Genomic DNA, 13,700 nt, shown 5'->3' with positions numbered 1-13,700 from the left:
GATACAAAAAAGGCCACTCTTTCGAGTAGCCTTTTTTGATGTTTGGTTGCGGGAGCCGGATTTGAACCGACGACCTTCGGGTTATGAGCCCGACGAGCTACCAGACTGCTCCATCCCGCGTCTGTGGGCGGCATTCTACAGCCAAGCGGCGGGGTGTCAACCGTTAATCAACTAATGGGTCAAATAAGTGTGAATTGACTGTCATCGGTTGGCCGTGCGCGGTAAGTGCGCGATGGGGAAAGACTTTTTTGTCTTACAATTTTCATACATCCCCAAAACAGGCGCGCACAAAAAAGGCCACTCTTTCGAGTAGCCTTTTTTGATGTTTGGTTGCGGGAGCCGGATTTGAACCGACGACCTTCGGGTTATGAGCCCGACGAGCTACCAGACTGCTCCATCCCGCGTCTGTGTGTCGGCATTCTACAGAGGATCGCTGGGGTGTCAACCGCTGAGTTGAAGAAAAGCGCTTGTGGTTCAATCGCTTAGCTCTCCACGAAGGTCTCTGGAAGCGCTCCAGGCCAGTGTGGCCGAGGGTTTCAGCTCTATTGGGATGCCGAATTCGATTGAGAAAATAAATTCATCTGGGATATTTCCTACCGCTTAAGCGGAAGATTCAAACTACTGGTGCTATATACAGGGGTGAGTGCGATACTGGCGATCCGTTGAATCAACCCTCTGTTTATATGACGCAACGCAAAATCATCCACGTCGACTGTGATTGCTTCTACGCCGCCATCGAGATGCGCGATGACCCGAGCCTGGCGCAGAAGCCGCTGGCGGTCGGTGGCTCGGCAGACAGGCGAGGGGTGATCGCCACCTGCAACTACGAAGCCCGGGCCTATGGCGTGCGTTCGGCCATGTCTTCACGCCACGCCCTGAAGCTCTGCCCGGACCTGACCATCGTCAAGCCGCGCATGGACGCCTATAAGGAAGCGTCGAAGGAAATCCAGACGATCTTTCGCGACTACACCGACCTGATCGAACCGCTGTCGCTGGATGAGGCCTACCTGGATGTCTCTGATAGCCCACACTTTGGCGGCAGTGCCACGCGTATCGCCCAGGACATTCGCCGCCGGGTTTCCAACCAGCTGCACATCACCGTATCCGCAGGCGTAGCGCCGAACAAATTCCTGGCCAAGATCGCCAGTGACTGGAAGAAGCCCAACGGCCTGTTTGTGATTACCCCCGACCAGGTCGAAGACTTTGTCTCGCAGCTACGGGTGAGCAAGTTGCACGGCGTGGGCAAGGTCACCGCCGACAAGCTGGCGCGCCTGGGTATCGAGGATTGTCTGCAACTGCGGGAATGGAACAAGCTGGCACTGGTGCGCGAATTCGGCAGTTTTGGCGAGCGGCTCTGGAGCCTGGCCCGTGGGATTGATGACCGGGCAGTGCAGAACGACAGTCGCCGGCAATCGATCAGTGTGGAAAACACCTACGATGTGGACCTGCCGGATCTCTCAAGCTGCCTGGCAAAACTGCCTGAACTGATGGAAACCCTGGCTGGGCGCATGGCGCGTATCGACAGCAGTTATCGTGCGGGCAAGCCGTTCGTCAAGGTGAAGTTTCATGACTTTACCCAGACCACTTTGGAGCAGGCGGGGGCAGGGCGGGATCTGGAGAGTTATCAACAGCTGCTGATGCAGGCGTTTAATCGGGGTGGGAAGCCGGTGCGGTTGCTGGGGATTGGGGTGCGCTTGCTGGATCTGAGCAGCGGCAATGAACAACTCGAATTTTCCTGGTAAAAACCGGATAGAACGGTGGGAGCTGGCTTGCCTGCGATAGCGGTGGGTCAGCCAGTTATATGCAAGCTGGCTCACCGCAATCGCGGGCAAGCCCGCTCCCACATTTTGGATATTTAACTGTCTTAACGTTTTAGCGAGCCCCAGGGTCCGCCACCAACCGCCCCGCATCCTTGGTCAACGCCTGCAAAAACTCCTGCTGCAACTCGGGGTCATTGCGGGTCAGTTCGATCAGGCTTTGTTCCAGCTCGCTGGCTTCTTCCTCCAGGCCCAACTCCGACAGGCGTTTGACTCGGTGCACCCACTGGTTCACCTCGTCATCTTCCAGGTCGTCATAGATCAGGCCGTGGGCTTCGAGCAACTTGCCGCGCAGGTTGCTGCTGATCGCCAGGGTCGAGTCCGAATGCACGTCGTCCTGGCCATCTTCCACGCTGATTTTCAGGGTGGTGACGCGGTTCAGGTCTTGCTCGGCAAATGGGCTGTCCAGCAGGTTCAGGCGCAGGACGCCGTTACGGTCGGTGGTCAACTCATGGGTTTGCTTGCCGGCGGTAACCTGTACCGGACGTTCGCTCCAGGGCAGGCTCGAATACTCCACGCGCTTGTCGCGCTGGACTTCATCGATACCCGCCAGGTTCTGTTGCGCACGGCCGTGGGATTGCACGTTCATGAACGGGTTGAGGCCGTCCACGCCGTAGGTAAGCCAGTCGCGGGTCACGCTGGCCGGCAGGTTGCCAAGGGCGAAGATATTCACCACGTTGGCGCCCGCGCCGGCCACCAGGGCGACGGCACCCAAAGGCATCTCATAGAGTTTGCGCCAGGGCTGGTAGGGGGTGTAGCGGTCATAACGACGGGTGACTTCGAACTCGGTGACCTCAAAGGTCTTCTGCTCGTGAATCCGGACCCGGCGTTGCGGCAGCTCCAGCACTTTGGGTTCGCCTACATCAATCTGCAGGCTGTGGTCGAGCAACTTACGCTCGACCCGCTCCTCGTGCTCACTGCGTTGCGACATCTGGTTGGCGCAGCCGCTGACCAGCAGGGCGCCGCACAAGGCGGCGCCCCCCAGGGCTCTGGTGTTTCGCTTGAACATGACTTCTCTTGATCTGGTTTTCAGCGACGAATACGCGCCTGAAGGAAAGACAGCACGTCAGCCACCGGCAACGGTTGGGCTTCGGCTTCGGTCCGGCTCTTGTATTCCAGATTGCCATCGGCCAGGCCACGGTCACTGACCACGATCCGGTGCGGGATGCCAATCAGTTCCATGTCGGCGAACTTGATGCCCGGGCTGGTTTTCTTGTCCCGGTCATCCAGCAATACTTCAAAACCGGCGGCCGTCAGTTCGGCATACAGTTTGTCGGTGGCTTCACGTACCAGCTCGGTCTCATAACGCAGGGGGACCAGGGCGATCTGGAACGGCGCCAGGGTGTCGCTCCAGATGATGCCGTTTTCGTCGTGGTTCTGCTCGATGGCAGCGGCAACCACACGGGAAACGCCGATGCCATAGCAGCCCATTTCCAGGATCACCGGCTTGCCGTTCTCGCCCAGCACTTTGCAGTTCATCGCCTGGCTGTATTTGTTGCCCAGCTGGAAGATGTGCCCGACTTCGATGCCGCGCTTGATTTCCAGGGTGCCCTTGCCATCCGGGCTCGGGTCGCCGGCGACGACATTACGCAGGTCGGCCACGGTCGGAACCGGCAGGTCACGTTCCCAGTTCACGCCGAAGTAGTGCTTGTCGTCGATGTTCGCGCCGATACCGAAGTCGCTCATCAGCTCGACCGAACGGTCGATGATGATCGGCAGCGGCAGGTTCAGCGGGCCCAGGGAGCCGGCACCGGCGCCGATGGCGTCGCGCAGTTCGGCATCGGTGGCCATGACCAGCGGGCTGGCCACGCCAGGTTGCTGGGCAGCCTTGATTTCGTTGAGTTCGTGGTCGCCACGGATCACCAGGGCGATCAGCTTGCCTTCTTCTTCGGCGCGCACGATCAGGGTCTTGATGGTCTTTTCAATCGGCAGATTGAATTTCTCCACCAGGGCCGCGATGGTCTTGGTATCCGGGGTGTCCACCAGGCGCAGTTCTTCGGCCGGTGCCGGGCGGGACGTTTCCCGTGGCACGGCTTCGGCTTTCTCGATGTTCGCCGCGTAGTCGGAACCGTTGCTGAACACGATGTCGTCTTCGCCGGATTCGGCCAGCACGTGGAACTCGTGGGAACCAGCGCCGCCGATGGAACCGTTGTCCGCTTCAACCGGGCGGAATTTCAGGCCCAGGCGCGTGAACACGTTGCAGTAGGCCTGGTGCATGCGGTCGTAGGTGACCTGCAAGGACGCCTGGTCAGCGTGGAACGAATAGGCGTCCTTCATGATGAATTCGCGGCCGCGCATCAAACCGAAGCGTGGGCGGATCTCATCACGGAACTTGGTCTGGATCTGATACAGGTTCAGCGGCAGCTGCTTGTAGCTGCTCAGCTCATTGCGCATCAGGTCGGTGATCACTTCTTCGTGGGTCGGGCCGGCGCAGAAATCGCGGCCGTGACGATCCTTGAAGCGCAGCAACTCAGGGCCGTACTCTTCCCAGCGCCCGGATTCCTGCCACAACTCAGCCGGTTGGGTGCTCGGCATCAACACTTCCAGAGAGCCGGCGGCGTTCATTTCTTCGCGAACGATGGCTTCGACCTTGCGCATCACCTTCAAGCCCATGGGCAGCCAGGTGTACAGGCCGGAGGCCAGTTTGCGGATCATACCGGCACGCAGCATCAGTTGATGGCTGATCACGACCGCGTCGGAAGGCGTTTCTTTCTGTGTGGCGAGCAAATATTGACTGGTACGCATGGTAGGCCGTTGTCGGTTGCTTGGACTTGAAATGACTTGGGATTGTACGGGCGCAAGCTGTCGGAGTACAGGCATCCGAACGCAGAGGGGGATGTGGGGCTTGTGTGGGAGCGGGCTTGCCCGCGAATGCGCAGTGTCAGGCGCTAAATCCGTTACTGACCCACCACATTCGCGAGCAAGCCCGCTCCCACAGGCTCAGTCTTCTACCGGTGGGTTCAACCGAATCCGTCGACTCTCCTGGAACCAGTGCAACGCGATCAGAAACAGCGTTGGCACGCCCAGCATGCAGGTAATCAGGAAGAAGTTGTGATAGCCGAACTTCTCCACCATCACCCCCGAGTACCCGCCGATCAGGCGTGGCAGCAGCAGCATGATCGAGCTGAGCAGCGCATATTGTGTGGCGGAGAACTTGAGGTTGGTCAGGCTCGACAGATAGGCCACGAACGCCGAAGTGGCGAGGCCGGAACTGAAGTTATCCAGGGAGATGGTGAAGATCAGCATCTGCAGGTCCGGGCCCATGTCGGCAAGCATCACGAACAGCAGGTTGGTGCCAGCCGAGGCGATCCCGCCGATGAACAGGATCGGCAGGATACCGAACCGCACAATCAGCAAGCCGCCCATACCGGCGCCGAGCAGGGTCATGATCAGGCCGAAGATCTTGCTGACTCCGGCGATCTGGTCCTTGGTGAAGCCCTGGTCGATGTAGAACACGTTGGCCATCACGCCCATCACCGTGTCGGACATGCGATAGGTGGCAATCAGCCCGAGCAGCAGCAGCGCCTGCCAGCGGTAACGCAGGATAAAGTCGTTGACCGGCGTCAGCACCGGCGCCAGGCCGCGACGGCCCATGGCTGACAGGCACAAGGCGGTGAGAGTGATATAGAGGATGGCGCGCAGGAACGCGCGGTCGTCCATCAGCAGGTCCCACACGCTCATGCCGTGGAACAGCACGCTGTCGAAATCGGTGTTGTACAGCTGGGTGAACATTGCCGGCACCGACACCAACAGCACGATCAGTACGAATACCGAGACCAGCTGGTGCACAAAACTGTAGCGTCCGGCTTGCAACTGGGTGCGCAGTGGCACGTTCGGTTCACGCATGAACAGGGTGGTCAGCAGCGCAGGCACCATCAGCACGCCAAACAGCACATAGGTGCCGAGCCACGCCGAGTGTTGATAGTTGAACCCGGTAGAGCCGAAACCTTCGGCAAAGAACAGTGCGCCGGCCGTGGCCAGCAGGGCGGCGATGCGGTAGCCGGACATGTAGCTGGCGGCCAGGGCGGCCTGGCGGGTGTCGTCGGCGATTTCCAGGCGGTAGGCGTCGACGGCAATGTCTTGGGTGGCGGACGCGAAGGCCACCACGACCGCGATGGCGATCAGCCAGGACAAGTGTTTCTGCGGGTCGCAGAAACCCATGCCGATCAATCCGAGGATCACCAGCGACTGGGCCAACACCAGCCAGGAACGACGACGTCCGAGTTTGCCCAACAGCGGCAGGCGCCATTGGTCGAGCAGCGGCGACCAGACCCATTTAAAGGCGTAGGCCAAACCGATCAGGCTCGCATAGCCGATGGTTTCGCGAGCCACTCCGGCCTCACGCAACCACACAGAAAGCGTCGAGAACACCAACATGTAAGGCAGGCCGGCGGCAAAGCCGAGCAACAACAGGACCAACGTCGAGGGGCTGGCATAGGCAGCGAGCGCGGCGCGCCAGGTTTTACGGGGCATGGGCTGGAGTCTGCCTCAGGTTTGCGGAAACAAAGCGCGCACTCTAACCGCTGTGCTCTACCGGGCGCCAGCCATGACGCTGAATATCCACGCGATTGTTCAGGATACTGACACCTTCGCTGCGTAAACGCGCACGTTGTTCGTCGCCCGAGGCGCTGCCCACCGGCAGACTTATCCGACCGCCGGCACCCAACACCCGATGCCAGGGCAGGCGCGTGTCTTCGGGCAACTGGCTGAGGGTGCGTCCGACCCAGCGTGCAGCGCGGCCCAAACCCGCCAGATGGGCCAACTCACCGTAGCTCACCACGCAACCTTCAGGCACTTGGGCCAGCGTCAGGTACAGCGCGGTACGGCGCATTTCGGCAGGGCTTTGCGGCGTATCGGCGGGTTGATTCACTGTGCGCATCCGTTGAAAACATCGGTCTTATTGTAAGAAACGTCTGTAAACGTGCCGATGAGAATTGAACTCAATATAAATCCTTGAGTCAGTCCTAGCTATCTAACACGATAACGCGCCCTTTTCGCCAATCCTGAGCTCCGAATCCGCTTATGTTGTCCAGAACCCTGCTGTGCCTTGCTGTTTTCAGTGCTTCCACGCCCTTGCTGGCTGACACCGTCTGGTTGAAGAACGGTGACCGCCTAAGCGGCAAGATCAAAGTCTTCGACGGTGGCAAGCTGCTGATTCAGACCGACTACGCAGGCGCCATCCCGGTGGACTGGAAGCAGGTGAAGACCCTGGAGAGCGACCAGGAGTTGCTGGTCAAGCAGGATGCCTACACGGGCGAGAAGGCCAAGTCCCTGAGGGCGGCAGAGGACGGCAAGGTGGTGCTGGCCAACGGCGAGGCGCCGAAGACGGTCGATTTGGCCAGCATCCAGCAGATCATCAAGCCCAAGCCGGTCATCGAAGACCTGGTGTGGAAGGGCAATGTCGACCTGGCGCTGGACTACAAGCGCGCCGAGAAAGACACCAATGACTACGACATCGACTTCAAGACCAGCGCGCGGCATGGCCAATGGCGCCACACCGGGCAGGGCGAGTACAACCGCGAGTTCCAGGACGACGTGACCACCACCGACAACTGGGCGCTGGAATATGACCTGGACCGCTTCCTCACCGAACACTGGTTCTGGCAGGGTCGTTTAACCTACAAGCGCGACAAGGTTGAAGACCTGTCCCGCCAGCGTACCGTCGGTACAGGCCCGGGCTACCAGTTCTGGGATGATGAACTGGGCGCGTTCTCCCTCGGCTCGCTGATCAACCGCACCGATTATGAATATGCCGAGGGCGGCAAGGACCATTTCTACTCGGCAGCGATGAAGTGGAACTACAACCGCTACCTGGTGGGCAAGACCGTCGAGTTCTTCACCATGGGCGAATTGGGCAAGCCGATCGACGGGCCGATCGATTATTCCCTGGATGCGGAAATGGGCCTGCGCTACAAAGTCACCGAATGGGCGTCCCTCAACCTCAAGGCCGAGCGCGACATCATCAGCGGCGACTCCGACAGCAGCCTGAGCAAGACCCGCTATACCGCCGGCTTCGGCGTGGCCTGGTAATAAGGCTGCACAAAACCCGCTTGGCAACCTTCGCCGATATTGATTACCTTGTGTTGAGATCCATTCCCATATGCCATGGGCGGCTGAATACCCGAGGAGTCATACGTTGAGCGCACAGGTTGCCAAGAACGCCCGAGAGCTGTTGCTCAAGGAATACCGTGGGGCTCTCGCCACACAATCGAAGGCCATGCCCGGTTTTCCCTTCGGCTCCGTGGTGCCGTACTGCCTGGACGAACAGGGCCGCCCGCTGATCCTGATCAGCCGCATTGCCCAGCACACTCATAACCTGCAAAAAGACCCCAAGTGCTCGCTGCTGGTTGGCGAGCGCGAGGCGGACGACGTGCAAGCAGTGGGGCGCCTGACCTACCTGGCCGAGGCCGAAAAGATCGACGACCCGGCGGCGATCGAAGCGGCGGCAGAGCGTTATTACCGTTACTTTCCCGACTCGGCCAACTACCATAAGGCTCACGACTTCGACTTCTGGGTGCTCAAGCCCGTGCGTCATCGCTACATCGGCGGATTTGGCGCGATTCATTGGGTTGATCAACTCACCCTGGCCAACCCGTTCGCCGGCAAGGCCGAGCGCAGCATGATCGAGCACATGAACAGCGACCACACCAAGGCCATCGCCCACTACGTCGCCTTGGCCGGCTTGCCTACCTCCGAACCTGCGCAACTGGCTGGCATCGACAGCGAAGGCATGCACCTGCGTATCGGCCAGTCGTTGCATTGGCTGCCCTTCGCGGAGTCTTGCAATACGCCGACACAAGTGCGCGAAGCCTTGGTTTCATTGGCTCACGCCGAGGTCTGGCCGAAAAAAACAGTGGCCAGCGCTTGAATTCACGAAACGGCGACGTCATCTAAGGTGGACTAGCAAGGCATTCTTGCGTTGAGGAACCATTTGATGCGCCCTTTTTTATTGCTCTTTCTGCTATTTCCAGTGTTGGAGCTGTTCGTCTTCGTTCAGGTCAGCGGAGCCATCGGGTTTTTCCCGGCGCTGCTGCTGATCATTCTCGGCTCGATGCTTGGCGTGCTGGTGCTGCGCGTCGCCGGCCTGGCCACTGCGCTGCGTGCCCGTGAGAGCTTGAACCGTGGCGAGCTGCCAGCCCAGACCATGCTTGAAGGCCTGATGATGGCCCTGGCCGGCGGCTTGTTGATCCTGCCGGGTTTCATCAGCGACGTCGTTGGCCTGGTGTTGCTGTTGCCGTTCTCGCGCAAGTTGCTTGCCGGCAAGATGCGCCAGCGCGCCGAAGAGGCAGCGCTGCGCCAGCGGGCTTTCGCCGACGACCTGCAACCCCGTGGCGGCCCGGCCCCGCGCCAACCGCTGGGGCGTGAAGGGGATGTGATCGAAGGCGAGTTCGAACATCGCGACAGCAAATAACCGCTTCTTTGGCACGGCACCTTCGGGTGCCGTGTTGCTTTCAGCCGTCGGCACACGTAAAAAATTTCCGCCGAGGCCCCTTGTAATCGGCTTATGCGCCCTTATGTAACGGTCACCGCAAGGTTTCTGGTGGCAACACCAGACAGACTTCCGCGTCTTGCTTGGCGAGACGCGACCGGCACCGCCGGAATACAACCCGCCGGTACTGATACCGGCCGATGAAAAACACAATTAGGAGAGATCGACAATGAGCAAGCTTCGTCCTCTGCACGACCGCGTCGTTATCAAGCGCAGCGAAGAAGAAAAGAAAACCGCCGGCGGTATCGTTCTGCCAGGTTCGGCTGCTGAAAAAGCCAACCACGGTGTGATCGTCGCTGCAGGCCCAGGCAAGACTCTGGAAAACGGTGATGTTCGTGCGCTGGCCGTTAAAGTCGGTGACAAGGTTGTATTCGGTCCTTACTCCGGCAGCAACACTGTGAAAGTCGACGGCGAAGACCTGCTGGTTATGGCTGAGAACGAGATTCTCGCCGTTCTGGAAGACTGATTTCCCCGCTCATTTTCCCGTTACTACAAAGTATTTAAGGAATATCGATCATGGCTGCTAAAGAAGTTAAATTCGGCGACTCCGCCCGTAAGAAAATGCTCACCGGTGTCAACATCCTGGCTGACGCAGTAAAAGCGACCCTGGGCCCTAAAGGCCGTAACGTGATCATCGAGAAGAGCTTCGGCGCTCCGACCATCACCAAGGACGGCGTTTCCGTCGCCAAAGAAATCGAACTGGAAGACCGTTTCGAAAACATGGGCGCGCAGCTGGTCAAAGACGTTGCCTCCCGTGCCAACGATGACGCAGGCGACGGCACCACCACCGCCACCGTACTGGCTCAGGCTATCGTCAACGAAGGCTACAAAGCCGTCGCTGCCGGCATGAACCCGATGGACCTCAAGCGCGGCATCGACAAGGCGACCATCGCCATCGTTGCCGAGCTGAAAAACCTGTCCAAGCCTTGCGCTGACACCAAGGCTATTGCTCAGGTAGGCACCATCTCCGCCAACTCCGACAGCTCCATCGGCGACATCATTGCCGAAGCCATGGAAAAAGTCGGTAAAGAAGGCGTGATCACCGTTGAAGAAGGCACTGGCCTGGAAAACGAACTGTCGGTTGTAGAAGGCATGCAGTTCGACCGTGGCTACCTGTCCCCGTACTTCGTCAACAAGCCAGACACCATGGTTGCCGAGCTGGAAAGCCCGCTGATCCTGCTGGTCGACAAAAAGATCTCGAACATCCGCGAAATGCTGCCAGTGCTGGAAGCCGTTGCCAAAGCCGGCCGCCCACTGCTGATCGTTTCCGAAGACGTTGAAGGCGAAGCCCTGGCGACTCTGGTTGTGAACAACATGCGTGGCATCGTCAAGGTTGCAGCCGTCAAGGCTCCAGGCTTCGGCGACCGTCGCAAGGCCATGCTGCAGGACATCGCCGTTCTGACCGGCGGTACCGTTATCTCCGAAGAGATCGGCCTGAGCCTGGAAAGCGCCACCCTGGAAAACCTGGGCAGCGCCAAGCGCGTGACCATCTCCAAGGAAGCCACCATCATCGTTGACGGTGCTGGCGTTGACGCTGACATCCAGTCGCGCATCACCCAGATCCGCGCCCAGGTTGCCGAGACTTCGTCCGACTACGACCGTGAAAAACTGCAAGAACGTCTGGCCAAGCTGTCCGGCGGCGTTGCAGTGATCAAGGTTGGCGCTGGTTCCGAAGTTGAAATGAAAGAGAAGAAAGCCCGCGTTGAAGACGCCCTGCACGCTACCCGTGCAGCCGTTGAAGAAGGCGTGGTACCTGGCGGTGGCGTTGCGCTGATCCGTGCTCTGGAAGCGATCAGTGGCCTGAAAGGCGACAACGCTGACCAGGACGTAGGTATCGCTGTACTGCGTCGTGCTGTCGAAGCACCGCTGCGTCAGATCTCCGCTAACAGCGGCGACGAGCCAAGCGTTGTGGTCAACGCAGTCAAGAGCGGCAAAGGTAACTTCGGTTACAACGCTGCAACTGGCGAATACGGCGACATGATCGAAATGGGCATCCTGGACCCTACCAAGGTGACTCGTTCGGCGCTGCAAGCTGCTTCCTCCATCGGCGGTCTGATCCTGACCACTGAAGCGGCAGTCGCTGATGCACCGACCAAATCCGCTCCAGCTGGCGGCGGTATGCCAGACATGGGCGGCATGGGTGGCATGGGCGGCATGATGTAAGCCAGCCTTACCCCCGCACTGAAAAAGCCCCGCCTGCAGCGATGCAGGCGGGGCTTTTTTATCGGCATTTATTAACAGGCGCCTTTGTAGTGAGCGGGCTTGCCCCGCGCCGGGGGGGCGAAGCTGCCCCAAATCCAGGCGCCTCGGTCTCTCTGAAACACCGCGGCGTACCGTTTGGGGCGGCTTCGCCACCCAGCGCGGGCAAGCCCGCTCACTACAATCAACGTTCGGTCAGTTGCGGGCTCGCATCCTTGGGGCCCTTCCAGCTCAACAACTGCTGCTTGAACCCATAACTGGCTGCCTGGTAGTAGGTGATCGCTCGCTGGATCAACGGATCATCGCTGCCCACCCGCGACTCCTGGCTCTCACCCAGGGCCTGGTCGTGGCGGCGCAAGCCCTGGCGTGGGCTGAGGATCGCCAGGTCCTTGCCGTCAAACAAGCCCAGGTGCTGATAGTTGCCGACCACCACGCGCGGTGGCAGTGGGTTGTCCTGCAACAGGTTGCGGCCAAAGAAGGTCGATTCGTAGCTCAGGTTGATCAGCCCCAACAACGTCGGCGCAAGGTCGATCTGGCTGGCCAGTTGCGCGGACTCCCGAGGGTCGATCAGCTTGGGTGCATAGACGAACAGCGGAATCTGGTAGTTGGTGATGGGCAGGTCTTCCTTGCCCGCGCTGCCGGCGGTGTGGTCGGCGACGAACACGAAGATCGTGTTATCGAACCAGGGTTTCTGGCGCGCCGCCTGCAGGAATTCGCCGATGGCGTGGTCGGTGTATTTCACCGCGCCGTCACGACCGTTGCCGGACTTGATGTCGATGCGCCCGTCCGGGTAGGTGTAGGGGCGGTGGTTGGAGGTGGTCATCAGTTGCAGCAAGAACGGTTGCTGCTTGGCGTAGTCGGCATCGGCCAGTTTCAGGGTTTGTTTGTAGAGATCTTCGTCGGCCATGCCCCAGGCGTTTTTAAACGAGATTTCCGCTTCCGGCACGCTGCTCTGGTCCACCACCCGATAACCGTTGCCGCTGAAAAACGCGTTCATGTTGTCGAAGTAACCGCGCCCGCCATAGACGAACACGCTGTCGTAGCCAATGGCACTGAGTTGCTGGCCGAGGCTGGCGAAACCGCTTTCGCGGCCAATGCGCTTGACGATCGAGCGGCCGGGCGTCGGAGGGATCGCCAGGGTGATCGCTTCCAGGCCGCGGTCGGTGCGAGTGCCAGTGGCGTAGAAGTTGTTGAAGTACAGGCTTTGCTTGCGCAGGGCGTCGAGGTTGGGCGTCAGGTTGCGTTCATCGCCGTTGCTGCCCATGTACTTGGCGCTGAAGCTTTCGATGGTCACCAGCACGATGTTGGGTTTGCGCAGCGTGCCGGGGTTGTCGATGGCGCGGCGAATATCCAGCGGGTCTTTGCCGATGAAGCGTGCATTGGGCTCGCTGAGTTCGGCCCGCAATTGCTGGGCGACTACATCTGCCGGCAGTGTTTTGTAGAACTGCGGGTAGTCCAGCTCATTGTTGCGGAAGGCGGCGAAAAACTGATACGGGCCGTTGCTGGCCAGTTCGTTGTTGTAAGCATTGCCGCCTTGGGTGCGCGGGCTGTCCTGGCTGATCAGTTGCAGGCTCAGGCCCGTGATGACCAGCAGGCTCAACGCAGTCACCAGGCGCCCACGCAGTGGCGGCAGCGGCGCGTTCATCGCCGCGTTGAACGGCTTGCGCAGGACCAGGCTCAACACAATCGCGAGCATCGCCAGCAGGCTGAGCAGTTTGCCGATCGGGTAGGACTCCAGCAGGTTGTTCAAGACCTCGTCGGAATACACCAGGTAATCGACGGCAATAAAGTTGAAGCGCACGCCGAATTCATCCCAGAACAGCCACTCGGCCACCGAGGTAAACAGCATCGCGAACAGGCTGACGCTGAGCACCGCTTGCAGGAACCAGCGATGGCCACGGCGGCGCCACAGCGCAGGCGGGCAGAGCAGCAGATACAGGCCCAGCGGCAGGGCGGCGTAGGCGAGGAAACCCAGGTCGTACAGCAGGCCCACACCAAACACTGGCAGCAGGTTGCCACTGACTTCATCGAGGTGAGTGATGAGCAACACGCCACGCGTGAGCAGGAAAACCAGGAGCCAGGCCCCGGTTACAAGCAGCAAATAGCGCATAGGCGCGGTTTTGAGAAACCCCATGTCCAAATTCCTTATATCGATGGGCGGCGATTTTCGTGCTGACACTGTAGTCAGTTTGTGA

General features: G+C 59.7%; 11 protein-coding genes and 2 tRNA genes. 6 read left to right on the top strand and 7 right to left on the bottom strand.

The window, feature by feature from the left end; translation table 11 throughout:
- Positions 1–43 precede the first annotated feature (43 nt).
- Both PSH81_RS21835 and PSH81_RS21830 read right to left on the bottom strand, forming a co-directional pair.
- Positions 44–120, bottom strand: a tRNA-Met gene (locus PSH81_RS21835).
- A gap of 207 nt (positions 121–327) precedes the next feature.
- Positions 328–404: transfer RNA gene (locus PSH81_RS21830), tRNA-Met, on the bottom strand.
- A 279-nt stretch (positions 405–683) separates the two neighbouring features.
- Between PSH81_RS21830 and dinB the strand changes: the two genes are divergently transcribed.
- Positions 684–1,742 carry a DNA polymerase IV gene (dinB, locus tag PSH81_RS21825; RefSeq protein WP_305391468.1) on the top strand — a complete coding sequence of 353 codons (1,059 nt, stop codon included), beginning with the start codon at positions 684–686 and terminating at the stop codon, positions 1,740–1,742.
- 130 nt (positions 1,743–1,872) lie between these two features.
- Here the strand turns inward: dinB and PSH81_RS21820 are convergent, their stop codons facing one another.
- The 4 genes from PSH81_RS21820 to PSH81_RS21805 all read right to left on the bottom strand — a co-directional run bounded on the left by PSH81_RS21820 (position 1,873) and on the right by PSH81_RS21805 (position 6,696).
- A complete protein-coding gene (locus tag PSH81_RS21820; RefSeq protein ID WP_192299510.1) occupies positions 1,873–2,826 on the bottom strand; it encodes a hypothetical protein in 954 nt (317 codons plus the stop codon).
- 20 nt (positions 2,827–2,846) lie between these two features.
- On the bottom strand, positions 2,847–4,562 hold the full coding sequence (locus PSH81_RS21815; protein WP_305391467.1) for a proline--tRNA ligase: 1,716 nt from the start codon (positions 4,560–4,562) through the stop codon (positions 2,847–2,849).
- A 195-nt stretch (positions 4,563–4,757) separates the two neighbouring features.
- Positions 4,758–6,290: an AmpG family muropeptide MFS transporter gene (locus PSH81_RS21810; protein WP_305391466.1), complete on the bottom strand. Its 1,533-nt coding sequence runs from the start codon at positions 6,288–6,290 to the stop codon at positions 4,758–4,760.
- A 43-nt stretch (positions 6,291–6,333) separates the two neighbouring features.
- Complete coding sequence (locus tag PSH81_RS21805) at positions 6,334–6,696, bottom strand: MGMT family protein (protein WP_226456290.1); 363 nt, start codon at positions 6,694–6,696, stop codon at positions 6,334–6,336.
- A 143-nt stretch (positions 6,697–6,839) separates the two neighbouring features.
- Here PSH81_RS21805 and PSH81_RS21800 point away from each other — a divergent pair, with 143 nt between their 5' ends.
- From PSH81_RS21800 to groL, 5 genes are all read left to right on the top strand, one after another.
- Complete coding sequence (locus PSH81_RS21800; protein ID WP_192299506.1) at positions 6,840–7,847, top strand: DUF481 domain-containing protein; 1,008 nt, start codon at positions 6,840–6,842, stop codon at positions 7,845–7,847.
- Between the two features lie 106 nt (positions 7,848–7,953).
- Positions 7,954–8,685, top strand: coding sequence for a HugZ family protein (locus tag PSH81_RS21795; RefSeq protein WP_226456289.1), 732 nt, complete (start codon positions 7,954–7,956; stop codon positions 8,683–8,685).
- Between the two features lie 66 nt (positions 8,686–8,751).
- Entirely contained in the window at positions 8,752–9,228 is a 477-nt protein-coding gene (locus PSH81_RS21790; RefSeq protein ID WP_226456288.1) for an FxsA family protein, read from the top strand.
- A 247-nt stretch (positions 9,229–9,475) separates the two neighbouring features.
- Complete coding sequence (gene groES / locus PSH81_RS21785) at positions 9,476–9,772, top strand: co-chaperone GroES (RefSeq protein ID WP_124525003.1); 297 nt, start codon at positions 9,476–9,478, stop codon at positions 9,770–9,772.
- A 50-nt stretch (positions 9,773–9,822) separates the two neighbouring features.
- Complete coding sequence (gene groL, locus PSH81_RS21780) at positions 9,823–11,469, top strand: chaperonin GroEL (protein ID WP_226456287.1); 1,647 nt, start codon at positions 9,823–9,825, stop codon at positions 11,467–11,469.
- A 220-nt stretch (positions 11,470–11,689) separates the two neighbouring features.
- Here the strand turns inward: groL and PSH81_RS21775 are convergent, their stop codons facing one another.
- Positions 11,690–13,639: an LTA synthase family protein gene (locus PSH81_RS21775; RefSeq protein ID WP_305391465.1), complete on the bottom strand. Its 1,950-nt coding sequence runs from the start codon at positions 13,637–13,639 to the stop codon at positions 11,690–11,692.
- Positions 13,640–13,700 lie beyond the last annotated feature (61 nt).

This window comes from Pseudomonas sp. FP2335, from assembly GCF_030687535.1.
In the GTDB taxonomy this organism is placed as follows: Bacteria; Pseudomonadota; Gammaproteobacteria; order Pseudomonadales; family Pseudomonadaceae; genus Aquipseudomonas.
The sequence above is the reverse complement of the archived record's forward strand: the minus strand, read 5'-3'. Positions and strand labels throughout refer to the sequence as shown.